Raw genomic sequence first — 22,926 nt, forward strand, 5'->3', positions numbered from 1 at the left:
ATGCCGCGCTATCTCACCGAACAGGACATCGCCGACTTCCGAGCCGAGCTGTGCAAGATCGCGACCGAGCGGTTCGCCCGCCACGGCTACGAGGGCGTTACCATGCGCCAGCTTGCCGAGGCGCTGGGCTGCAGCCCGAAGACGCCCTATCGCTATTTCAAGGACAAGGCCGATATCCTGGCGACCGTGCGGGCCCAGGCCTTCGGCCGGTTCGCCGACGCACTCGAGAAGGCGGCTGCGGCCGCACCGGATGCGGCGAGCCGCGGCCGGGCGATCGGCCAGGCCTATCTCGATTTCGCGCTCAGGAACCCGCACGCCTATCGCATCATGTTCGATATCGATGCGCCGATCGACGGCGCGCATCCGGAGCTCGGACCGCAAGCCGAGCGGGCGGCGCGCTATATCACGCGTGGCGCCGAGGAAATGGCCCGGGCGGGCGTGATCGAGGTCGACCCGACGCTGTTCGGCTGGGCGATGTGGGCGTCGCTCCACGGCATTGTCATGCTGCATCAGTCGGGCATGCTGGCGCACGGGCCGGACTACAGGGCGCTGGCCGCCTTCCACGGCACGACGATGATGAAGGGCGCAGCCACGCCCGGGCGGAAGAACAAAGGGAGCAGGCGATGACAGCGGGCGTCACCTCGGGCGAGCGCTTCCGAAGCTGGGCCGAGATTCAGGCCAACGCCGCGCGCGGTGCCGGCGGCTTCGCGGCGCTGGGGATCGGCGAGGACGACAGTGTCGCCCTGATGCTGCGCAACGACTTCGCGACCTTCGAAGCCAATATCGCGGCGAGCCAGCTCGGTGCCTATGCCGTGCCCATCAACTGGCATTTCACGCCCGACGAGGCAGGCTACATCCTGCGCGACTGTGCGGCCAAGGCGCTGGTGGTTCATGCCGACCTGCTGGCGCAGATCGCGCCGGGCATCCCGGCGGGCATCCAGGTTCTGGTCGTCCCCACGCCGCCTGAGATCGGCGACGCCTATGGCGTGCCTGCCGAGAAGCGCATGCCGCCGGCCGGCGTGCAGGCCTGGGATGCGTTCGTTGCGGCGAGCGCGCCCAACACGGCGCCACCGAGGCTGTCGCGCGGCAGCATGATCTATACCTCTGGCACGACCGGGCGGCCCAAGGGCGTGCGGCGCCAGCCCAGCTCGCCGGAGCTTCAGGCGGCAGCGGCGGCGGAGGTCGCCCGCTACTGGGGCCTGGTGACCGATCCCTCGATCGTGGTGATGATGAACGGGCCGATGTATCACTCCGCGCCCGCGGCCTACGGCATGAGCAGCGCGCGGCTCGGCCTGCCGGTCGTGCTGCAGCCGCGCTTCGATGCCGAGGACATGCTGCGGCTGATCGAGAAGCATCGCGTCAGCCACATGCACATCGTGCCCACCATGTTCGTGCGCCTGCTGCGCCTGCCGGCCGAGGTGCGCAAGCGCTACGACCTTTCCTCGCTGCGCTGGATCACGCACGGTGCGGCGCCCTGCGCGCCTGCGGTGAAGCGCCAGATGATCGAATGGTGGGGGCCGGTCATCAACGAGTACTACGGCGCCACCGAGACCGGCATCGTGGTCTGGCACGATTCTCACGAGGCGCTCAGGAAGCCCGGCACGGTGGGCCACGTGGTCGAGGGCGGCCTCCTGCGCATCGTCGACGAGCAGGGCCGTGACGTGGCGCAAGGCGAGATCGGCGAGATCTACCTGCGCGGCCCCCATCTGTCGGAGTTCACCTACAACAACGACGACGCCAAGCGCCGCGAGGTCGCGCTGGGCGATCTCGTGACGGTAGGCGATGTCGGCTACCAGGACGCCGACGGCTACGTCTTCCTGTGCGACCGCAAGCGCGACATGATCATCTCGGGCGGCGTGAACATCTATCCGGCCGAGATCGAATCGGTGCTTATCCAGATGCCGGGCGTACGCGACTGCGCGGTGTTCGGCATTCCCGACGACGAGTTCGGCGAGCAGATCTGCGCCCATGTCGAGCCTCTGCCGGGCGCCACGCTCGACGGCGCGGCGGTGCGCGCGTTTCTCGGCCGGCATCTCGCGCGCTACAAGGTCCCGAAGGTGGTCGAGCTGAGCGCCCGCCTGCCGCGCGAAGATTCGGGCAAGATCTTCAAACGCAAGCTTCGCGCGCCATATTGGGAGAAGGCGGGACGCAGCATCTAGAGGAGCGCGATGGCCGACGACGACGCGACCCTGATCGGCAGGCTCAGGAGCAAGCTGATCGACGCCAAGAAGAAATGGGCCGAGGACGGCCGCCTGCTCACCGGCGAGGAGGCGCCGCCGACCCGGCGCCTGCCGCCCGGCCAGCGTCGGGTGGACAACTGGCCGGTGCTCGATCTCGGCGTGCAACCCGATATCCCGCTCCACGCCTGGCGTCTTTTCGCCGATGGCGCGGTCGAGCAGCCGATGAGCTGGAAATGGGGCGAGTTCACCGATCTGCCCAGGACCACGCTCACGACCGACATCCATTGCGTGACCGCCTGGTCGCGCTACGACAACAGGTGGGAAGGCGTGAGCGCGCGCGAGCTGATCGGGCGCGTCAAGCCGAAGGCGGAGGCGCGGCACGTCGTCTTCCATTCCTACGACACCTACACGACCAACGTGCCGCTCGCCGATTTCGCGGCTGCCGACGTGCTGCTCGCCTGGAGCTGGAACGGCGAGCCGATCAGCCGGGAACATGGCGGCCCGTTGCGCGTCGTCATTCCGAAGCTCTATTTCTGGAAGAGCGCCAAGTGGATCAAGCGCATCGAGTTCTCGACGCTCGACAAGCCGGGCTTCTGGGAGGTGCGCGGCTACCACAACTACGGCGATCCCTGGCGCGAGCAGCGTTACGATGAGGAGGCGTGAATGGCATCGGCGCACGACTTCACCTTCACCACCATTGACAACAAGCCGCTCGACATGAAGAGCTTCGCCGGCAAGCTCGTGCTCGTGGTGAATACCGCCTCTTTCTGCGGCTTCACGCCGCAATACGGCGAGCTGCAGAAGCTGCACGAGACCTACGGACCGAAGGGGCTCGTCGTCCTCGGCGTGCCGTCCAACGATTTCGGCGCGCAGGAGCCCAAGACCGAGCCCGAGATCGCCCAGTTCTGCGAGACCGCCTACGGCGTCACCTTCCCGATGACTTCCAAGCAGAAGGTGGTCGGCGTCGACGCCCACGGCCTCTATCAATGGATCTCGGGGCAGGCGGGCGAGGCGGTGGCGCCGCGCTGGAACTTCCACAAGTACCTGATCGGCAAGGACGGCCAGCTGCTCGAATCCTGGCCGAGCCGAGTCAGCCCGACCTCGAAGGAAGTCACCGGCGCGATCGAGGCGGCGCTTTAGCGGCCGAGCGCTTCCCGGATTTTCCCGAACACGTCGTGGAACATCCCGGTTGTGAGGCGGCCGGTGTTCGTGTTGTAGCGCGAGCAGTGATAGCTGTCGGCGAGCTGCAGGCCGGTCGGCAGGGCATGCAGTCGGCCGTGCACGAAGGGGTAGGCGCCGGCCGGGCGAACGGTGAGCGCGCGCAGGATCTGGTCGTGCGCGCCCTTGCCCAGCGCCAGGATCGTCTTGAGGTTCGGCATCACCGCCAGCTCCGCCTGTAGGAAAGGCCGGCAGGCCGTGAACTCGGCCGGCAGCGGCTTGTTCTCGGGCGGCAGGCAGCGCACGGCGTTGGCGATGCGGCAATCGACGAGCCGCAGCCCGTCGTTCGGGTCGGCCCGGTAGGTCCCGCGGGCAAAGCCGAACTCCAGGAGCGTGGCGTACAGAAGCTCGCCCGCATAGTCGCCGGTGAATGGCCGGCCGGTGCGGTTCGCCCCCTTCATGCCGGGCGCGAGACCCACGATCAGCAGGCGCGCATCGAGGTCGCCGAAGGAACGGACAGGCGCGTTGCCCCAATCGGGGTATTTGCCCTGCAGCTCGTGACGGAAGGCCACGAGCCTGGGGCAACGCGGACAGTCGAGCGGCGGCTCGTCGAAGCGAGGCGCGGCCACAGCGTCGTTGGCTAGGCCGTGCGCATCAACTGATCGCCGTCGTCGAGCGAGTCGGTGTTCGGGGTGTTGGAGACCGCCGGCCGCGCCGCACGCTCCGACGGGTTGCGCGCGATGAGCGGGGCGAGCTCCGACAGCTCGATGAAGTCGTCGGCCTGGCGACGCAGCTCGTCCGCCACCATCGGCGGCGCCGACTTGATGGTGCTCACGACCGAGACCCGCAGGCCCTTGCGCTGCACCGCCTCGACGAGGCGGCGGAAATCGCCGTCGCCGGAGAACAGGATCACGTGGTCGAGGTGCTCGGCCATCTCCAGCACGTCGATGGCCAGCTCGATGTCCATGTTGCCCTTGATCTTGCGCCGGCCCATGGCGTCGGTGAATTCCTTGGTCGGCTTGGTCACCATGGTGTAGCCGTTGTAATCCAGCCAATCGATCAGCGGCCGGATGGGCGAATATTCCTGATCCTCGACGAGCGCGGTGTAGTAATAGGCGCGCACGAGTCGGCCCTTCTCGCGGAACACCTTGAGGAGGCGGCGATAGTCGATGTCGAATCCGAGCGCGCGCGCGGCGGAATACAGGTTGGCGCCGTCAATGAAGAGCGCCACGCGCTCATTCTCGTAGAAATTGCCTTTCATGGCGATTTATCCTTTGTTGAATATACGCAGAGGGAGCGAACGAAATTATAAGCGAGAGGAAGCCGATAATCTACAGCTCTCCTCCATAGCTTTAACTTTAGGTGACTATCCCATTGATCACAACCAGTTAAGGTTGGAGCCTGTGACAAATTTGGGGCACGTGCCGATCTATGTCGGGCTGGGAGCCAACCTGCCACATCCTGAATTCGGCTCCCCCAAGGCGACCTTGGAGGCGGCCCTGAATGAGCTGGGCCGGCGAGAAGTCGTCCTCGAGCGCCTGTCGCCATGGTACCGCAGTGCCCCGGTGCCGGCGTCGGACCAGCCTTGGTTCGTGAATGCAGTGGCAGAAATCTCCACAGGTCTGTCGGCAGACGCCCTTCTAGCCCAAATGCATGCCGTCGAGGAGGCCTTCGGCCGAGTCCGATCCGTGACCAACGCCGCTCGGCGTATCGACTTGGATTTGCTGGATTTTCGCGGCCAGATCGCGGTCGGCGGCCCGGGCAGGGCGACCCTGCCGCACCCGCGGCTCGCCGAGCGTGCCTTCGTCCTGCGGCCACTAGCCGATCTTGCCCCCGGTTGGCGGCATCCCGAGACCCAGATGTCGATCCAAGCCCTTGTCGCGGCCCTTCCTTCAGACCAAATGATAGAAAGGCTCTGAGCAGGCGGTGCGGGCCCTTGTCATTTGACCGAGGGTGCGTATAACCCGCCACTCCCGGGAAATCAGAGGTCTCCATGGCGCGTGTCACCGTCGAAGACTGCATCCTGCAGGTGCCCAATCGTTTCGAGCTCGTGATGTACGCAGCCCAGCGTGCACGCGACATCTCGGCGGGCGCCCAGATCACGCTCGACCGCGATCGTGACAAGAATCCGGTCGTCGCGTTGCGCGAGATCGCCGAGACCAAGCTCGACCAGGCCCAGCTTAAGGATTCGTTGATCTCGGGCATGCAGAAGCATGCCGACATCGACAAGCCCGAGGAGGTCAACGAGATGGCCGAGCTCGAGCAGGAGCTGGCGGCAGCGCTGGCGCAGGGCGGCGCCGAGGCGGCGCAGCCCAAGGCCCTGCCGATGGCCGAGGAAGACGACGTCACGGAGTAGGGCATCACCCGGCGGGCACCACGGCCCGGCTATTCGTGCAAACAGCGTGCAGAGGGCGCAATTCGCACCATATAATGTGCGATTGCGATGATCCGTCAGTTCGAGCTCGTTGAACGCGTGCAGTCCTACGATCCGGATGCGGACGAGGACATGCTGAACCGCGCCTACGTCTACGGGCTCAAGAAGCACGGGACCCAGCTTCGTGCCTCCGGCGACCCGTATTTCTCCCATCCGGTCGAGGTGGCCGGGATCCTGGCCGAGATGAAGCTCGACACCTCGTCGATCGTCACCGGCCTTCTGCACGACACGATCGAGGATACCGACGCCACGCGCGACGAGATCGCCGGCATGTTCGGCGAGGACATTGCTCGCTTGGTCGACGGCGTGACCAAGCTGTCGCGCCTGGAGGTGCAGTCGGAAAGCACCAAGGAAGCCGAGAACCTGCGCAAGCTGGTCCTTGCCATGTCGTCGGACATCCGGGTGCTGCTGGTGAAGCTCGCCGACCGCCTGCACAACATGCGGACCCTGAAATACATCAAGGATCCGGCCCGTCGGCGCCGCATCGCCCGGGAGACCATGGACCTCTATGCGCCGCTCGCCTCGCGCATCGGCATGGAGAACGTCAAGCGCGAGCTCGAGGAGCTGGCCTTCGCCGAGCTCAATCCCGACGGCCGGGCTTCCGTGCTCGCCCGTTTGGGCTACCTCCGCGAGAAGGGCGAGCAGGTCGTCCCGCAGATCGAGGTCGAGCTCACCGAGACCCTGAGAGAGGGCGGGCTCGAGGCGCAGGTCTCGGGCCGCGAGAAGGCGCCCTATTCGATCTGGCGCAAGATGCAGCAGAAGAACGTGTCGTTCGAGCAGCTCGCCGACATCATGGCTTTCCGCATCATCGTGGCCGACGTGGCGCAGTGTTACCAGGCGCTGGGCCTGCTGCACGGCCGCTACCAGGTGCTGCCGCAGCGCTTCAAGGACTACATCTCGGTGCCCAAGCCCAACGGCTACCGCTCGCTGCACACCGGCGTGATCGGCCCGTTCGGTCAGCGCATCGAGATCCAGATCCGCACCGAGGAGATGCAGGACCAGGCCGAGCGCGGCGTGGCCGCCCACTGGATCTACAAGCAGGGCGGGCCGTCGACCGACGCGCCGCAATATGCCTGGCTGCGCAGCCTGATCGAGATTCTCGACAAGGCCCCCAATGCCGAGGAGTTCCTCGAGCACACCAAGCTCGAGATGTTCCAGGACCAGGTGTTCTGCTTCACCCCCAAGGGCAAGCTGATCGCTCTGCCGCGCGGCGCGACGCCGATCGACTTCGCCTACGCCGTGCACAGCCAGGTCGGCGACACCTGCGTCGGCGCGAAGATCAACGGCCGTATGGTGCCGCTCAGGACGCAGCTCTCCAACGGCGACCAGATCGAGATCGTGACCTCCAAGGCGCAGACCCCGTCGCCGACTTGGGAGCGGTTCGCCGTCACCGGCAAGGCCAAGGCGGCGATCCGCCGCTTCATCCGCACGCGCCAGCGCGAGCAGTACCTGCAGCTCGGCCGCTCGCTCCTCGACAAGGTCTTCCACGAGGAGGGCTACGAGGCGACCGAGAAGGGCCTCGCGGACGTGAAGGCGAACTTCAAGCAGGCCACCACCGACGATCTGGTGGCGGCGGTCGGGGCGGGGCTGGTCGGCGCGCGCGAGGTGCTGACGGCGGTCTATCCCGGCCTGAAGCAGAAGCAGCAGCGCAAGGGCGGTGCCGACGTCGTACCGATCTCGCGCGCGCGCAAGGCCGCGCGGGCGCGCGAGGCGCAGGCCAAGCGCGAGACCGGCCGGATCGCCATCACCGGGCTTATTCCCGGCATGGCCGTGCATTTCGCCCGCTGCTGCCATCCGCTGCCCGGCGACCGCATCGTCGGCATCATCACGACGGGCAAGGGCGTCACCATCCATACGATCGACTGCGCCACGCTCGAGAGCTTTTCCGACGCGCCCGAACGCTGGATCGATGTCGGCTGGGACGCCGCCGGCGACGGCGAGGCGGCCTATACCGGCCGGCTCAAGATCACCGTCGCCAACCAGCCCGGCAGCCTGTCGAGCCTGTCGACGGTGATTGCCCGGCACGAGGGCAACATCTCCAACCTGCGCATCGTCAACCGGTCGATGGATTTCTTCGACATGGTGATCGATGTCGAGGTGTCCGACGTGAAGCACCTCGCCGACATCACCGCGGCGCTGCGCGCCACGCCCGCCATCAACGCCGTCGAGCGCGCCCGCAATTGAACGTCCTTGCGCTTACGCTTGTGAAGCGTTTGTCTGTTTGTCATCCTGAGCGAAGCGAAGGATTTCGCGCTCGTTGCAGAGAAGTCCGATGGACAGAGCGCAAGGTCCTTCGCTGCGCTCAGGACGACACGAGGTCGCGTTAGCCAGCCATGCCTTCCCCTCATCTGCGCCTCGGCGTGAACATCGACCACGTCGCCACCGTGCGCAATGCGCGCGGCGGCAGGTTGCCCGATCCGCTGCGCGCCGCCCGGATCGCCGCCGAGGCCGGCGCCGACGGCATCACCGCCCATCTGCGCGAGGACCGGCGTCATATCGTCGATGCCGATATCGAAGGCCTGATGCGCGAGCTTACGATCCCGCTCAACCTCGAGATGGCGGCGACCCCCGAGATGGTGGGTATCGCGCTCAGGCACCGGCCGCACGCGGCCTGCATCGTGCCCGAGAAGCGCGAGGAGCGGACCACCGAAGGCGGGCTCGACGCGGCCGGCCAGCACAACCACCTGAAGCCGATGGTGGCGCGGCTGCGCGATGCCGGCATCCGCGTCTCGCTCTTCATCGAAGCCGATCCGCGCCAGCTCGAGGCGGCGGTGGCGCTGGGCGCACCGGTGGTGGAGCTGCATACCGGCCGCTACTGCGAGCTGGAAGGCGACGCGCAGCGCGAGGAGCTTGCCCGCCTGCAAAAGGCCGCGGCGCTCTGCGGCAGGCTCGGCCTCGAATGCCACGCCGGGCATGGGCTCAGCTACGCCGATGTCGGCCCGGTGGCGGCGATCCGCGAGGTGCGCGAGCTCAATATCGGCCATTTCCTGGTCGGCGAGGCGATCTTCGTGGGGCTCGCTCCGGCGATCCGCGAGATGCGCCGCGTGATGGACGCGGCGCGTGCGGCGGAGCAGGCCGCGTGATCGTCGGCATCGGCAACGACCTCGTCGACATCCGCCGCATCGAGAAGTCGCTCGAACGTTTCGGCGACCGCTTCGTGCAGCGCGTCTTCACCGAGACCGAGCAGCGGCGATCCGAAGGACGCGCGACGCGCGCGGCAAGCTACGCCAAGCGTTTCGCCGCCAAGGAGGCGTGTTCGAAGGCGCTCGGCACGGGGTTGCGGCGCGGTGTCTTCTGGCGCGATATGGGCGTGATCAACCTCAAGGGCGGCAAGCCCACCATGGCGCTGACTGGCGGTGCGCTTGCGCGGCTGCAGGAGATCACGCCCGCCGGAATGTTGCCGCAAATCGATCTGACGTTGACAGACGAGTTCCCTCTCGCCCAAGCGATCGTGATCATCTCGGCCAATCCTCCCGCATGACCGCGCAGACTCTTTGATGCTCGCGCGATTTGCATTGCTGCGCCGCCGCGAGGCCGAAAGGCGGGAAATCCGCTCCCGTGCGGCGTCGGGAGGCGGAGACAGCGCCTTCCTGCCCTGCTATAGGCGCGGCTCGTCCAGACTGGAACGGCGATGACGGAAGTGGTCGAACGGCGCAAACGCGGACAGGAAAAGAGCAGCGGCTTCGGCGAGACCGTGCGGACGGTCGTGTATGCCGTGCTGATCGCACTGGTTGTGCGAACCTTCGTGATCGAGCCGTTCAACATACCGTCGGGGTCGATGATCCCGACGCTTCTCGTCGGAGACTATCTCTTCGTCTCCAAATATTCCTATGGCTACAGCAAGCACTCCTTTCCGTTCTCGCTGGGTCTCTTCCCGGGCCGCATCTTCTTCCATTCGCCCAAGCGCGGCGACGTCGTGGTGTTCAAGTATCCCGGCGACCAGGGCCAGGGCCTGAACCGCACCGACTACATCAAGCGCGTCGTCGGTCTCCCGGGCGATCGCATCCAGGTGACGAACGGCGTGCTCCACATCAACGGCGCCGCCGTGAAGCGCGAGCGCATCGGCGAGTACACCAAGGGCGGCGGCTTCCAGAAGGGCGTGCTCTATCGCGAGACGATGCCCGACGGCGGGCCGACCTATACGGTGCTGCAGTATTCGGACAGCGGCCCGTCCGACAACACGCCGGAGTTCCTGGTGCCGGCCAACAGCTATTTCATGATGGGCGACAATCGCGACGACTCGCTCGACAGTCGCACACGACTCATGCTGCGTGACATCAGCGGCGCGCCGCGCGAGCGCGACCAGCTCGGCTGGTACGTGCCGGCGGAGAACCTGGTCGGTCGCGCCGAGTTCATCTTCTTCTCCCACGACCCGTCCGAGGCGGGCTGGCTGGAACCGTGGAAATGGCCCGAGGCGATCCGCTTCAGCCGCTTCTTCATGGCCATCCACTGACACCTGGCGACGTCGATCTGGCGGCGCTGTCGGATAGGATCGGCCACGTCTTCGGGCGTCCCGAGCTCGCTGCCGAGGCGCTCACCCATCGCAGCGCCCTCGACCGGCAGCCCGAGCTGAAGGCGACCTTTCCCCACGGCAACGAGCGTCTCGAGTTCCTGGGCGACCGCGTGCTTTCCCTGGCGATGGCCGACCTCCTGCTGCGCCGCTTTCCGCACGAGCGCGAGGGCGGGCTGGCGCGCCGTCATGCGGCGCTGGTGCGGGCCGAGGCCCTGGCGGCGATCGCCGGATCGATCGGGCTCGGCGCGCTCATCCGGCTGGGCGAGTCCGAACGCGCCCACAAGGGCGGCGTGCGGCGCAACATCCTGGCCGACGCGCTGGAGGCGCTGCTGGGCGCCGTCTATCTCGATGCCGGCTTTGACGCGGCCGCGGGCTGCATCGAGGCGTTGTGGAGCGAGCGGCTGGAGAGCCAGGCGGTGGCGCCGCGCGACGCCAAGACGGCGCTGCAGGAATGGGCGCAGGCGCGTCGCCTGCCGCTGCCCACCTATCGCGAGATCGGTCGCGAGGGACCCGCCCATGCGCCGGTCTTCGTCGTCGATGTCGCAATCAAAGGCCACGAGCCCAGCCGCGGACGCGGCGGCAGCAAACGCGAGGCCGAGCGGCTGGCCGCGGTCGCATTGCTCGAACGGCTCGATCGGCCATGAACGCCTCGGCCACGCGCGCGGGCTTCGTCGCCGTCGTCGGCGCGCCCAACGCCGGCAAATCGACGCTGGTCAACGCGCTCGTCGGCGCCAAGGTGAGCATCGTCTCGCCCAAGGTGCAGACCACGCGCATGCGGGTCGTCGGCATCGCCATGACCGATCTCGCCGACGGCGCGCGCGCGCAGGTCGTTCTGGTCGACACCCCCGGCATCTTTCGCGTCGCCAGGCGCCGGCTCGAGCGCGCCATGGTGGCAGCCGCCTGGCAGGGAGCGGAAGACGCCGACGCCGTGGCTCTGGTCGTCGACGCCGAACGCGGCATCGGCGAGGAAACGCGGGCGATCGTGGAGAAGCTCGGTCAATCGCGCAGCCGTCGCTACCTCGTCCTGAACAAGATCGATCTCGTGCCGCGCGAGAAGCTGCTGGCGCTGGCGGCCGAGCTCAACACGCGCCTGCCGTTCGAGCGCACCTTCATGGTGAGCGCGCTCAAGAAGGACGGCATTGCCGATGTGCTTGCGGCCCTTGCGGAAGGCCTGCCGGCGGGGCCGTTCCTCTATCCCGAGGACCAGGCCGCCGACCTGCCGCTGCGCCTCCTGGCGGCCGAGGTCACGCGCGAGCAGGTCTTCCTGCAGCTCCACCAGGAGCTGCCCTACGAGGCAGCGGTCGAGACGGAAAAATGGGAGGAGCGGGCCGACAGCTCGGTGCGCATCGACCAGACGATCCACGTACAGCGCGACGGCCAGCGGGCGATCGTGCTGGGCAAGGGCGGGGCACGCATCAAGCAGATCGGCGCTCGCGCGCGGCAGGAGCTGGCCGAGATGCTCGGGCGGCCGGTGCATCTCTTCCTGCACGTTAAGGTGAGCGCGCGCTGGGCCGAGGACCCGGCCCACTACCGCGCCATCGGCCTCGACTACGAGACCTGACGGCTCCTGTCCATTTGAACGGAATGAAAAAGCCGGTCATATCCCGCGCATGGAATGGAACGACCGCGCCATCGTGCTGGCGAACCGGCCCCATGGCGAAACCGGACGGGTGGTCTCGCTGCTGACGCGCGACCATGGCCGCCATGCGGGTTTCGTCCATGGCGGCGTTTCGCGCCGGGCGAGGCCGGTGTGGCAATCGGGCAACCTGGTCGAGGTCGAATGGCGGGCGCGGCTCGCCGAGCAGCTCGGCACGTTCACGGGCGAGCTGCGCGAGGCGCATGCCGCGCGCGCCCTCGACGACGCGGTCGAGCTGGCGGGGCTGGCGGCGGCCTGCGCCGTCGTCGACGCCGCGCTGCCCGAGCGCGAGCCGCATCCGGCGGTGTTCGACGGCTTCCAGGCCTTCCTGGCCGCGCTCGGCCATGCCGGCTGGCCTGCCATCTATGTGAAGCTGGAGCTCGGCCTCCTGCAGGAGCTGGGCTTCGGGCTCGATCTCGAGAAATGCGCGGTGTCGGCAACCACGCGCGATCTCGCCTATGTTTCGCCCAAGACTGGCCGTGCGGTTTCGCGCGCGGCGGCCGAGCCTTACAAGGAGAGGCTGCTTCCCTTGCCGGCCTTTCTGTCCACCGGTGGCTTACCGGAAGATGACAACGAGCTGCGCCAAGGTCTCGATCTTGCCGCCCATTTTCTCGAGCGGCACGTATTTTGGCCACACAACAAGCCCTTGCCTCCCGCGCGGTCGAGATTTATGGAAGCCTTGCTCCGCTAGAACAACGATGGCTGCAGCGCCGATCGCAGCCGCTTCCCCTCTACGTCCCGGTCGATGGCCAAACGCAGCACCAACGTCGTTCCGCTCGCCGCCGTGAAGCCGGTGCAATTCGGGCAGGCGCTCCAGGAGCGCTACCTGTCCTATGCGCTGTCCACCATCATGTCGCGCTCGCTGCCCGACGTGCGCGACGGTCTGAAACCGGTCCATCGTCGTCTTCTCTATGCCATGCGGCAGCTCCGGCTCGATCCGAACAGCGCCTTCAAGAAGAGTGCGCGCGTGGTCGGCGACGTGATCGGCCAGTACCACCCGCACGGCGATCAGTCGATCTACGATGCGCTCGTGCGCCTCGCCCAGGAATTCTCCGCCCGCTATCCGCTGATCGAGGGGCAGGGGAACTTCGGCAATATAGACGGCGATAATCCGGCGGCGATGCGCTACACGGAGGCGCGCCTTACCGAGGTCGCGGAGGCGCTGCTGGCGGGGATCGACGAGGACGCCGTCGACTTCCGGCCGAACTACGACGGCTCGGCGCAGGAGCCGGTCGTGCTGCCCGGCGGCTTCCCCAACCTGCTCGCCAACGGCGCGGCCGGCATCGCCGTCGGCATGGCGACCTCCATCCCGCCGCACAACGCGGGCGATCTCTGCGACGCGCTCCTGCATCTGATCCGCACGCCCAACGCGCGTATCGAGACGCTGGTCGATCTGGTGAAGGGTCCGGACTTTCCGACCGGCGGCCTGCTGGTCGAGCCGCGCGAGTCGATCGTCGAGGCGTACAGGACCGGGCGTGGCGCGTTCCGGCTGCGCGCGCGCTGGATCAAAGAGGAGCTGCCGCGCGGCCAGTATCGCATCATCGTCACGGAGATTCCCTACCAGGTCCAGAAGGGCAGGCTGATCGAGCGCGTCGCCGAGATCATCACCGCCAAGAAACTGCCGATCCTCGAAGACGTGCGCGACGAATCGGCGGACGACGTGCGCATCGTGCTCGATCCGCGCACCGGCAACGTGCCGGCCGAGCTCCTGATGGAGCAGCTCTTCAAGCTGACCGATCTCGAGATCCGCTTTCCGCTCAACCTCAACGTCCTCGACAAGGACAACACGCCGCGTGTGATGGACCTGCGCCAGGCGCTGCAGGCCTTCCTCGACCATCGTCGCGAGGTGCTGATCCGGCGCTCGACCTTCCGGCTGGCCGAGATCGAGCGGCGGCTGGAGATCCTCGATGGCTACCTCATCGCCTATCTCAACCTCGACAGGCTGATCAAGATCATCCGCGAGGAGGACGAGCCCAAGCCGAAGATGATCAGGGCCTTCGGGCTCACCGACCTGCAGGCCGAGGCGATCCTGAACATGCGGCTGCGCGCCCTGCGGCGGCTCGAGGAGTTCGAGATCAAGGGCGAGCACAAGAAGCTCACCGCCGAGCGCAAGGAACTGAAGGCGCTTCTCAAGGAGGAGAAGCTGCAGTGGCAGGCGATCGCGGCCGAGGTGCAGGAGATCAAGAACAAGTTCGGCGGCAAGACGGTGCTCGGCCGGCGCCGGACCGAGCTGGCCGACGCCCCCACCGAGGTCGAACATGCGGTCGAGGATTTCGTCGAGCGCGAGCCGGTCACGGTGGTGCTGTCGGAGAAGGGCTGGATCCGCGCCGCCAAGGGCCATCTCGACGACAAGGCCGCGGCCGAGCTCAAGTACAAAGAAGGCGACCAGGCCAGGTTCGCGGTCCATGCGCAGTCGACCGACAAGATCCTGGTGTTCGGGACCAACGGCCGGTTCTACACGCTGCCCTGTGATCGGCTGCCTGGCGCCCGTGGGCATGGCGAGCCGGTGCGGCTCATGATCGAGCTCGGCAACGAGCAGGACATCGTCCAGCTCGAAGTGCTGAAAGGGGGGCGCAAATTCCTGGTCGCGTCGGACGCCGGCCGCGGCTTCGTCGTGCCCGAGGACGAGGTCGTGGCGCAGACCAGGAACGGCAAGCAGGTCCTGAACCTCGCCGACGGCGAGAAGGCGGTGGTCTTGTCTGTCGTGCCCGGGGGCGCCGATTCGATCGCGGCACTGAGCGAGGGCCGCAAGCTCCTGATCTTCCCGATCGAGCAGGTGCCCGAGATGGGCCGCGGCCGCGGCGTGCTCTTGCAGAAGTCCAAAGCCGACCAGCTCTCGGATGCCCAGGCCTTCAGGCTGGCCGACGGCTTGCCCTGGGCCAGTCGGTTGATCCCGGCGGCCGAGCTCAAGTTCTGGCGCGGCGAGCGGGCGCAGGCCGGCCGCATGCCGGAGAAGGGCTGGCCTCGCGCCACGCGTTTCAGGACCTGAGCGGATGGAGCCGGCGCTGATCTGGAAGACGCTGGTGATCGGCGTCATCGAGGGCCTTACCGAGTTCCTGCCGGTGTCCTCGACCGGGCATATCGTCCTGTCCGAGATCGTTCTCGACTTCCAGGGCCCTCCCGGCAAGGTGTTCGATATCGTGATCCAGCTCGGCGCGATTCTCGCCGTCTGCGTCCTCTATCGCGCCAAGCTCTGGGCCACGGTGACCGGCGTGATGGAGCGCGAGCCCAGGGCAATGCGCTTCGCCGGCACCGTGCTGATCGCCTTCCTGCCCGCCGCCGTGGTGGGCGTGATCGCCTTCAAGTACATCAAGGAGCTTCTCGACAGCCCCATGGTGGTGGCCGTCGCCTTGCTGCTGGGCGGCATTGCGATCCTGGTGATCGAGCGGCTGGTGCAGCGGCCGCGCATCAAGTCGGTCGACGACGTCGATTTCAGGACGGCGTTCTGGATCGGGGTCTGCCAGTGTCTCGCCATGTGCCCCGGCGTGTCGCGATCGGGCGCCACCATCATGGGCGCGCGGGCTTTTCGCGTGGACCGTGCTACGGCCGCGGAGTTCTCCTTCTTCCTCGCCATGCCGACGATGATCGGGGCGGGAGTCTACGACCTTTACAAGAACTGGAACGATCTGAGCTGGAACGGCAGTGCCGTGATCGCGCTGGGCTTCATCGCCGCGTTCCTCTCGGCGCTGGTCGTCGTCGGTCCCTTCGTGCGCTTCATCAGCCGACACGGATTCGCGGCCTTCGCCTGGTACCGCATAGCGATCGGCGCTTTGGCGATCGTTCTCCTGCTCCTGCATTGATACTTCCGGCGCCTCGGAGCGCGTGCCATAAGCCGGCACCGTTTTGGAGCAGTCAGGAGTAGTAGATGCAACGGCGTAAATTTCTCCTCAACGCGGGCATCGGGGCCGCGGCGACGGCGGCCACCGGCGCAGTGGCGGCGCCTGCGATCGCCCAGTCCATGCCCGAGCTCAATTGGCGTCTGACCTCGAGCTTCCCCAAATCTCTGGACACGCTCTATGGCGGGGCCGAGCGCTTCGCCAAGATCGTGGCGGAGGCGACCGACAACAAGTTCCAGATCCGCATCTTCGCCGCCGGCGAGATCGTGCCCGGCCTCCAGGTCGTCGACGCCGTGCAGAACGGCACGGTCGAGATCGGCCACACCGCCTCCTACTATTTCTTCGGCAAGGACCCGACTTTCGCCCTGGGCACGGTGGTCCCGTTCGGCCTCAACACCCGCCAGATGAACGCGTGGCTGACCGAGGGCGGCGGCAGCGACATGCTCAACGACTTCTACAAAGGCTACAAGATCCACGGCATCGCGGCCGGCAACACGACGGCGCAGATGGGCGGCTGGTTCCGCAAGGAGATCCATACCGTGGACGACCTGAAGGGCCTGAAGTTCCGCATTGCCGGGCTCGCCGGCAACGTGATGGCCAAGCTCGGCGTGGTGCCGCAGCAGATCGCTGGCGGCGACATCTATCCGGCGCTGGAGAAGGGGGCGATCGACGCGGCCGAGTGGGTCGGGCCGTACGACGACCAGAAGCTCGGCTTCGCCAAGATCGCGCCGAACTACTACTATCCCGGCTGGTGGGAAGGGAACGCGGCGATCCATATGTTCATCGGCCTCGACAAGTGGAATGCCCTGCCCAAGCATTATCAGGCGATCGTCAAGGCGGCATGCGCCGATACCAACAACTGGACAACGGCGAAGTACGACGCCGACAATCCCAAGGCGCTGCGCAAGCTGGTCGCAGGCGGCGCCAAGCTGCAGCCCTTCTCGCCGGCCATCATGGACGCGGCATTCAAGGCGGCCAACGAGGTCTATGCCGAGCTCACGGCGAAGAACGCCACCTTCAAGAAGGTCTACGAATCGATGATGGCGTTCCGCAAGGACGAGGTGCTGTGGTTCCGGGTGGCGGAGAACACCTACGACAATTTCATGGCCCGTCAGTCGGCGGCCAACAAGCTCTGACGTCAGGCATCGAGCTGGAGAAAGCCCCGCATCCGCGGGGCTTTTCTTTATGGGCCCGTGGCCCCGCCACTTTTCATCCTCCCTGCGCTATGTCATAACTCCGGCCGCTTGCGTAGCGAAATGCTCGACAACAAGCGCAAGGTTGAGGGAGGAATAGTTCAATGCAACGTCGTAAGTTCCTGCGTACCGCGGGGGTGGGAAGCGCCGCCGTCGCCGCAAGCGCCACTGTGGCCGCGCCGGCGATCGCGCAGTCGATGCCCGAACTCAAGTGGCGCATGACCTCGAGCTTCCCCAAGTCGCTCGACACGCTCTATGGCGGCGCCGAATATCTGGCGAAGGTCGTCTCCGACGCGACGGACAAGAAGTTCGAGATCAAGGTTTTCGCCGCGGGCGAGATCGTTCCCGGCCTGCAGGTCGTCGATGCCGTGCAGAACGGGACCGTCGAGATGGGCCATACGGCATCCTACTACTACTATGGCAAGGATCCGACCTTTGCGCTCGGCACCACGGTGCCGTTCGGCCTGAACACGCGTCAGATGAATGCCTGGAGCCGCTTCGGCGGCGGCGAGGACCTGCTGAACGACTTCTACAAGGGCTACAAGGTCTACGGCATGGTCGCCGGCAACACCGGCTGCCAGATGGGCGGCTGGTTCCGCAAGGAAATCAACACCGTCGACGATCTCAAGGGACTGAAGATCCGCATCGGCGGGCTGGCCGGGCAGGTCATGGCCAAGCTCGGCGCGGTGCCGCAGCAGATCGCGGGCGGCGACATCTACCCGGCGCTGGAGAAGGGCACAATCGATGCGGCCGAATGGGTCGGGCCGTACGACGACCAGAAGCTCGGCTTCAACAAGATCGCGCCGCACTACTACTATCCCGGCTGGTGGGAAGGCACCGCCGCGCTCCATGTCTTCGTCGGCCTCGACAAGTGGAACGCACTGCCGAAGAACTATCAGGAGATCCTGCGCGCCGCTTGCGCGGCCGCCAATTCCTGGATGACCGGCAAGTACGATGCGCAGAACCCGAAGGCGCTGCGCGAGCTGGTCGCGGGCGGCACCAAGCTGCATCCCTTCTCGCCGGCCATCATGGAGGCCTCGTTCAAGGCGGCCAACGACATCTATGCCGACATCATGGCCAAGAACGCCAATTTCAAGAAGGTGTACGATTCGATGACGGCGTTCCGCAAGGACGAGGTGCTGTGGTTCCGGGTGGCGGAGAACACCTACGACAACTTCATGGCCCACCAGTCGGCTGCCAACAAGCTCTGACGGTCACGCGTCTTCGACGAAAAGCCCCGCATTTGCGGGGCTTTTTTCCGGGTCGGCTACTTGAAGATCGGGGCGGCGTTGTCCTCGGCCGGTGGCGGCTGCAGATCGATCTTGATCTTGTTCAGATCGACCTTCTCCGCCGGCTCGAGGAAGAAGGTGACCGACTTCGGCACGGAAATCACCAGCACCACCATGAAGAGCTGAAGCACCACCCACGGGATCGAGCCCCAGTAGATGTCCGAGCTCTTGACTTCCTTGGGGGCGACGGAGCGCAGGTAGAAGAGTGCGAAGCCGAACGGCGGATGCATGAACGAGGTCTGCACGTTCACGCACAGCATCACGCCGAACCAGATCAGCGCCGCGTCGTGTCCGACCACCGGTTCGAGGATCTTCTGCGCCACCGGCGCCAGCATCGGCACGATGATGAAAGCGATCTCGAAGAAGTCGAGGAAGAAGGCGAGGAAGAAGACGAACAGGTTGACGACGATCAGGAAGCCCCAGACGCCGCCGGGCAGGCTCGACATCAGGTGCTCGACCCAGCGGTTGCCGTCGACGCCCTGGAAGGTGATCGAGAAGCAGGTGGCGCCGACCAGGATGAAGGCCACCATCGCAGTGATGCGCATGGTCGCTTGGAAGGCCTGCACGATCAGGTCGCGCAGCTCCTTGACCTCCCAGGCCCGCCAGCACAGCCAGACGATGGCCGCGAACATGACCGTGAAGGCGGCCTTGAAGGCAAGCGATTCAAAGGCGAACAGGCCGATGAAAAAGCCGACCACGGCGGCGGCGCAGCCCGCGCCGAAGGCCCACTTGTCGAACATGGTCAGCGGCGCGTTGCGCACCACGGCCAGCACGATCGCGCCGATCGTGCCCATGGCGCCGGCCTCGGTTGGCGTCGCGAGGCCCATCATGATGGTACCGAGCACCAGGAAGATCAGGACGGCGGCGGGGATGATGCCCCAGGCGCACTTGATCAGCAGCTTCCTGCCGAACAGCGAGCGCGGCACCGGGGGCAGCGCGGCCGGCTTCACGATCGAGAGATAGAAGGTATAGCCGATGAACAGCACGATCTGCAGGATCGAGGGGCCCCACGCTCCGAGATACATGTCGCCCACCGAGCGGCCGAGCTGGTCGGCCAGCACGATCAGCACCAGCGAGGGCGGCACGAGCTGGGTGATGGTGCCCGAGGCCGCCAGCACGCCGGTGGCGTAGCGCATGTCGTACTTGTAGCGGACCATGATCGGCAACGTGATCAGCGCCATCGCGATCACCTGCGCTGCCACCGTGCCGGTGATGGCGCCGAGGATGAATCCCACGATGATGGTCGAATAGCCGAGTCCGCCGCGCACCGGGCCGAAGAGCTGGCCCATCGATTCCAGCATGTCCTCGGCCAGCCCGCATTTCTCCAGGATCGCGCCCATGAAGGTGAAGAAGGGGATGGCGAGCAACAGCTCGTTCGACAGGATCGAGCCGAACACGCGGCCCGGAATGGCCTGCATGAAGGGCAGGGTGAAGTAGCCGAAGTCGATCGACAGGAAGCCGAAGAAGAAGCCGACCGCTGCCAGCGAGAACGCGACCGGATAGCCGATGATCATGAACACCACGAGGCCGGCGAACATGAGCGGCGGCATCCACTCGAGCGGGATGATCATTGCGTCGGCCTCTCGTAGTGGGCCTCGAGGCTCTCGACGGGAATCCCGATCAGGAAGGCGATGCGCTTGATGAGCTCGGAGACGCCCTGCAGAGCCACGAGCAGGAAGCCCAGCGGCAGCACTGCCTTGATCGGCCAGCGGAGCAGCCCGCCCGCATTGGACGAATGCTCACCGATCGCATAGGACTGCATGAAGAAGGGCCACGAAAGCCACGCCAGGATGAGGCAGGTGGGCAGGAGGAAGATCAGAGTGCCCAGGATGTCGATCCAGAGCTGTCCTCGCCGGCCCAGCATCATGTAGAGAAGGTCGACGCGTACATGCTCGTTGCGCTTCAGCGTGTAGGCCGCACCGAACATGACGATGACGGCGAACATGTACCACTGCACCTCGAGCCAGGCGTTCGAGCTCGTGTCGTAGGCGTAGCGGACCATGGCGTTGCCGCCGCTGACGAGACAGGCCAGCAACACCAGCCAGTTGCAGACGACGCCGATCTTTTCGTTGACTATGTCGACAACCGCGCTGAACTTCAGCAGGAAGCGCATTGCTCTCCCCGACTACCTTTTTCGTTCTTCTGAGCCCGTTTCGCCCCCCCGAGGCAGGCGCTCTCATAACGTGGTCCTTTCAGTCCCGCTAGGGCTTCGCGCGATTGTGAAAGGGGCGGGGGTGCGTCAAGTCGATCCACCCGTGGCATCTGCCTAGGGAGTGGGCAGTTCCATCCAGCCTTCGGGGCCGAAGAATTCGAGCGGCCGGAAGGAGCGCTTGTAGGCCATCTTGCTCGAATCGGCGATCCAGTAGCCGAGATAGACATAGGGCAGACCGCGCCGCGCCGCCGCGCCGGCCAGCCACAGGATCATATAGGTTCCCAGCCCGCGGCGCGGGTTCTGGGGGTCGAAGTAGCTGTAGACGGCCGATACGCCGCTCGACAGCCAGTCGACGAGGCAGGCGCCGACCAGCCGGCCCTCGGCCGAATCGTCGCGGAACTCGATGATGGCGGTGTCGACCGGGCTTTCCTCGACCATCGCCCGGTAGTCGTCGAAATCCATGTCGGCCATGTCGCCGTCGTGATGGCGGGCCATGACGTAACGCGAGAAGAGGGCATATTGCTCGCCGGTCGCCAGCGCCTGGGTCTCGACGGCATGGACATGCTCGTTGCGCCGCTGAATGCGGCGCTGGGCCCGGTTCGGCTCGAAGTCACGGACGCGGATACGGACCGGCACGCAGGCGCGGCAGCCGTCGCATAACGGCTTGTAGACGAAATGATGCGAGCGCCGGAAGCCGGCATCGGTCAGCGTGTCGTGCTGGGAGATCGCATCCGGACCGCTGAGCTCGGTGACGAGCTTCGTTTCCAGCCGGTGCGGCAGGTACGGACAGCGCATCGCCGGCGTGGTGCGGAAAAACCGCAGGGTCTGGAGGTTCTGGCGGATGAACATGATCGCTCGTCGAGAGTGTAGCGCGATCGGCCGCGAAGGAAAGCCGTAACGACGCTATTTCATTTCATCCCTGCCGGCGGCCGGACAGTCGGCGGAAGGGCTGGAGCGCCAGGCGCACCAGCTTCGGCAGCAGCCAGATCAGGCCGACGACGAACGCCGCCAGGACACAGAGGAAGACGAGCGGATGGAGGAGGGCGAGCATCAGGCCGGCGACCACTAGGCCGTCGGTCGTCAGCGAGGCGGCGATATTGCTGAGCGGCTCGGGCGAGGTGTTGATCAGGGCGCGCGAGCCGGTCTTGGCGATGTGCGTGCCGGCGGCCAGCGTGCCGCCGAGCAGGCCCGCGATCACGGCCGCCTCGGGACCGAGCTGGTCGGCGGCGCCATAGGCGAGCAGGGCGCCCGCCGGCACGCGCACGAGGCTGTGCAGCACGTCGTTGGCGCTGTCGACGAAGGGTATCTTGTCGGCGAGGAAGTTGAGCACGAACAGGAACCCGGCCACGCCCAGCACCCACGGTGAGGCCAGCGCCTGCAGATCGGGCGGCAGGGTGACCAGGCCGAGTTTCTCGGCGCCGCCCAGGATCAGGACGGCGGCGTAGGGGTTGAGGCCGCTCGCCCAGCCCGCGCCGAGCGCGACCGCCACGGCAGCGAGCGTGTCGCCGCTCATGCGGCCCCGCTTACAGGGCGCGCCGCGCCTTTAGCGCGGTCGCCAGCGTGCCCTCGTCGAGCCAGTCGAGCTCGCCGCCCACCGGCACGCCATGGGCGAGGCGCGTCAGCGGCACCTGGGTTCCGGCCAGGCGCTCGGCCAGGTAGTGGGCGGTGGTCTGACCGTCGACGGTGGCGTTGGTAGCGACGATCACCTCACGGATGCCGCCTTCCTGTACGCGTCGCAGAAGGCCGCCGATATTGAGCTCGTCCGGGCCGATGCCGTCGAGCGCCGAGAGCGTGCCGCCCAGCACATGGTAGCGGCCGGCGAAGATCTTGCCGCGCTCCATTGCCCAGAGGTCGCCGACATCCTCGACCACGCAGATGAGGCCCGCGTCGCGGCGCGGGTCGGCGCAGATCGAGCAGGGATCGACGGTGTCGAGGTTGCCGCATACCGAGCACGGCCTGATGGCGCGTGCCGCATCGGCCAGCGCCGCGCTCAGCGGCTGCATCAGCACCTCGCGCTTCTTCAGAAGATGCAGCGCCACCCGCCGCGCCGACCGCGGCCCCAACCCCGGCAACCGCCCCAGGAGCTGGATCAGCCGCTCGATCTCCGGCCCGTTCATATATCATGCTCCTCTCCCCCGGAGGGTGAGAGGTCGGGTGAGGGGGCGTGAGCGACGACAGCATCAAGAGAGCGCGCGAATTGCGCCGCGACAGCAGTCGTGCCGAGCGCATCTGTTGGGAGATGTTCCGCGACCGTCGTATGGCAGGTGTCAAATTCCGGCGCCAGCATCCGATTGATCCGTACTTTGCCGACTTTGCCTGCATATCCAGGAAACTGGTGATCGAGATAGACGGGGAACACTACGCCTTTCAAGTCGACGCCGATATTCGACGAACGAAGGCCATGGAGCGCGAAGGCTGGCGAATCCTCCGCTTTTGGGCGAACGAGGTCATGCAAAACCCGGAGGGAATCTGGAGCACAATCCAGTTGGCGCTTCATTCTCCCGCTTAGAATCCCCCTCACCCAGCCTCTCCCCC

The 22,926-nt window shown here is 66.3% G+C and carries 25 protein-coding genes; 18 read left to right on the forward strand and 7 right to left on the reverse strand.

The window, feature by feature from the left end; translation table 11 throughout:
- Genes OJF58_RS21230 through OJF58_RS21245 form a run of 4 tightly spaced genes read left to right on the forward strand, consistent with a single transcriptional unit; the run spans position 1 to position 3,320 of the window.
- A complete protein-coding gene (locus OJF58_RS21230; protein ID WP_300779752.1) occupies positions 1-627 on the forward strand; it encodes a TetR/AcrR family transcriptional regulator in 627 nt (208 codons plus the stop codon).
- Complete coding sequence (locus OJF58_RS21235) at positions 624-2,159, forward strand: acyl-CoA synthetase (protein ID WP_300779754.1); 1,536 nt, start codon at positions 624-626, stop codon at positions 2,157-2,159. The genes OJF58_RS21230 and OJF58_RS21235 overlap by 4 nt, the downstream gene beginning before the upstream one ends.
- A 9-nt stretch (positions 2,160-2,168) precedes the next feature.
- A complete protein-coding gene (locus OJF58_RS21240; RefSeq protein ID WP_300779755.1) occupies positions 2,169-2,843 on the forward strand; it encodes a sulfite oxidase-like oxidoreductase in 675 nt (224 codons plus the stop codon).
- Positions 2,844-3,320 (forward strand): glutathione peroxidase, encoded by a 477-nt coding sequence (locus OJF58_RS21245; RefSeq protein WP_300779756.1) that lies wholly within the window; start codon positions 2,844-2,846, stop codon positions 3,318-3,320.
- Here the strand turns inward: OJF58_RS21245 and OJF58_RS21250 are convergent.
- Positions 3,317-3,967: a uracil-DNA glycosylase gene (locus OJF58_RS21250; RefSeq protein ID WP_300779757.1), complete on the reverse strand. Its 651-nt coding sequence runs from the start codon at positions 3,965-3,967 to the stop codon at positions 3,317-3,319. The genes OJF58_RS21245 and OJF58_RS21250 overlap by 4 nt on opposite strands.
- 11 nt (positions 3,968-3,978) lie before the next feature.
- A complete protein-coding gene (locus tag OJF58_RS21255; protein WP_300779758.1) occupies positions 3,979-4,599 on the reverse strand; it encodes an NYN domain-containing protein in 621 nt (206 codons plus the stop codon).
- Here OJF58_RS21255 and folK point away from each other — a divergent pair.
- The 13 genes from folK (at position 4,598) to OJF58_RS21320 (ending at position 18,161) form a co-directional block, all read left to right on the forward strand.
- On the forward strand, positions 4,598-5,257 hold the full coding sequence (folK, locus tag OJF58_RS21260) for a 2-amino-4-hydroxy-6-hydroxymethyldihydropteridine diphosphokinase (protein ID WP_300779759.1): 660 nt from the start codon (positions 4,598-4,600) through the stop codon (positions 5,255-5,257). The genes OJF58_RS21255 and folK overlap by 2 nt on opposite strands.
- Before the next feature lie 74 nt (positions 5,258-5,331).
- A complete protein-coding gene (rpoZ, locus tag OJF58_RS21265; protein ID WP_300779761.1) occupies positions 5,332-5,694 on the forward strand; it encodes a DNA-directed RNA polymerase subunit omega in 363 nt (120 codons plus the stop codon).
- An 87-nt stretch (positions 5,695-5,781) separates the two neighbouring features.
- Positions 5,782-7,956, forward strand: coding sequence for a bifunctional (p)ppGpp synthetase/guanosine-3',5'-bis(diphosphate) 3'-pyrophosphohydrolase (locus tag OJF58_RS21270; RefSeq protein ID WP_300779762.1), 2,175 nt, complete (start codon positions 5,782-5,784; stop codon positions 7,954-7,956).
- 149 nt (positions 7,957-8,105) lie between these two features.
- Positions 8,106-8,855: a pyridoxine 5'-phosphate synthase gene (locus OJF58_RS21275; protein WP_300779764.1), complete on the forward strand. Its 750-nt coding sequence runs from the start codon at positions 8,106-8,108 to the stop codon at positions 8,853-8,855.
- Positions 8,852-9,253 (forward strand): holo-ACP synthase, encoded by a 402-nt coding sequence (acpS, locus tag OJF58_RS21280; RefSeq protein ID WP_300779765.1) that lies wholly within the window; start codon positions 8,852-8,854, stop codon positions 9,251-9,253. The genes OJF58_RS21275 and acpS overlap by 4 nt, the downstream gene beginning before the upstream one ends.
- 150 nt (positions 9,254-9,403) lie before the next feature.
- Positions 9,404-10,225: a signal peptidase I gene (gene lepB, locus OJF58_RS21285; protein WP_300779766.1), complete on the forward strand. Its 822-nt coding sequence runs from the start codon at positions 9,404-9,406 to the stop codon at positions 10,223-10,225.
- A complete protein-coding gene (gene rnc, locus OJF58_RS21290) occupies positions 10,177-10,929 on the forward strand; it encodes a ribonuclease III (protein ID WP_300779767.1) in 753 nt (250 codons plus the stop codon). Before lepB ends, rnc begins: the two co-directional genes overlap by 49 nt.
- Positions 10,926-11,846, forward strand: coding sequence for a GTPase Era (gene era, locus OJF58_RS21295; RefSeq protein ID WP_300779768.1), 921 nt, complete (start codon positions 10,926-10,928; stop codon positions 11,844-11,846). The genes rnc and era overlap by 4 nt, the downstream gene beginning before the upstream one ends.
- Before the next feature lie 49 nt (positions 11,847-11,895).
- On the forward strand, positions 11,896-12,612 hold the full coding sequence (recO, locus tag OJF58_RS21300; RefSeq protein ID WP_300779769.1) for a DNA repair protein RecO: 717 nt from the start codon (positions 11,896-11,898) through the stop codon (positions 12,610-12,612).
- Positions 12,613-12,666: 54 nt separating this feature from the next.
- Positions 12,667-14,910, forward strand: coding sequence for a DNA topoisomerase IV subunit A (gene parC / locus OJF58_RS21305; protein ID WP_300779770.1), 2,244 nt, complete (start codon positions 12,667-12,669; stop codon positions 14,908-14,910).
- 4 nt (positions 14,911-14,914) lie between these two features.
- A complete protein-coding gene (locus OJF58_RS21310; RefSeq protein ID WP_300779771.1) occupies positions 14,915-15,721 on the forward strand; it encodes an undecaprenyl-diphosphate phosphatase in 807 nt (268 codons plus the stop codon).
- A gap of 65 nt (positions 15,722-15,786) precedes the next feature.
- Positions 15,787-16,893: a TRAP transporter substrate-binding protein gene (locus OJF58_RS21315; RefSeq protein ID WP_300779772.1), complete on the forward strand. Its 1,107-nt coding sequence runs from the start codon at positions 15,787-15,789 to the stop codon at positions 16,891-16,893.
- Between the two features lie 161 nt (positions 16,894-17,054).
- Positions 17,055-18,161 carry a TRAP transporter substrate-binding protein gene (locus OJF58_RS21320; RefSeq protein WP_300779773.1) on the forward strand — a complete coding sequence of 369 codons (1,107 nt, stop codon included), beginning with the start codon at positions 17,055-17,057 and terminating at the stop codon, positions 18,159-18,161.
- 56 nt (positions 18,162-18,217) lie between these two features.
- Here OJF58_RS21320 and OJF58_RS21325 read toward each other — a convergent pair whose 3' ends face one another.
- The 5 genes from OJF58_RS21325 to recR form a co-directional block, all read right to left on the reverse strand.
- Entirely contained in the window at positions 18,218-19,807 is a 1,590-nt protein-coding gene (locus OJF58_RS21325) for a TRAP transporter large permease subunit (RefSeq protein ID WP_300785345.1), read from the reverse strand.
- Positions 19,807-20,352 carry a TRAP transporter small permease subunit gene (locus OJF58_RS21330; protein WP_300779775.1) on the reverse strand — a complete coding sequence of 182 codons (546 nt, stop codon included), beginning with the start codon at positions 20,350-20,352 and terminating at the stop codon, positions 19,807-19,809. Before OJF58_RS21330 ends, OJF58_RS21325 begins: the two co-directional genes overlap by 1 nt.
- Positions 20,353-20,505: 153 nt before the next feature.
- Positions 20,506-21,240 carry an arginyltransferase gene (locus tag OJF58_RS21335; RefSeq protein WP_300779776.1) on the reverse strand — a complete coding sequence of 245 codons (735 nt, stop codon included), beginning with the start codon at positions 21,238-21,240 and terminating at the stop codon, positions 20,506-20,508.
- A gap of 64 nt (positions 21,241-21,304) precedes the next feature.
- On the reverse strand, positions 21,305-21,904 hold the full coding sequence (locus OJF58_RS21340) for a DUF4126 domain-containing protein (protein WP_300779777.1): 600 nt from the start codon (positions 21,902-21,904) through the stop codon (positions 21,305-21,307).
- 10 nt (positions 21,905-21,914) lie between these two features.
- Positions 21,915-22,508: a recombination mediator RecR gene (gene recR / locus OJF58_RS21345; RefSeq protein WP_300779778.1), complete on the reverse strand. Its 594-nt coding sequence runs from the start codon at positions 22,506-22,508 to the stop codon at positions 21,915-21,917.
- 47 nt (positions 22,509-22,555) lie between these two features.
- Between recR and OJF58_RS21350 the strand changes: the two genes are divergently transcribed.
- Positions 22,556-22,900, forward strand: coding sequence for a DUF559 domain-containing protein (locus OJF58_RS21350; protein ID WP_300779780.1), 345 nt, complete (start codon positions 22,556-22,558; stop codon positions 22,898-22,900).
- Positions 22,901-22,926 lie beyond the last annotated feature (26 nt).

The organism is Enhydrobacter sp. (genome assembly GCF_030246845.1).
Taxonomy (GTDB): Bacteria; Pseudomonadota; Alphaproteobacteria; order Reyranellales; family Reyranellaceae; genus Reyranella.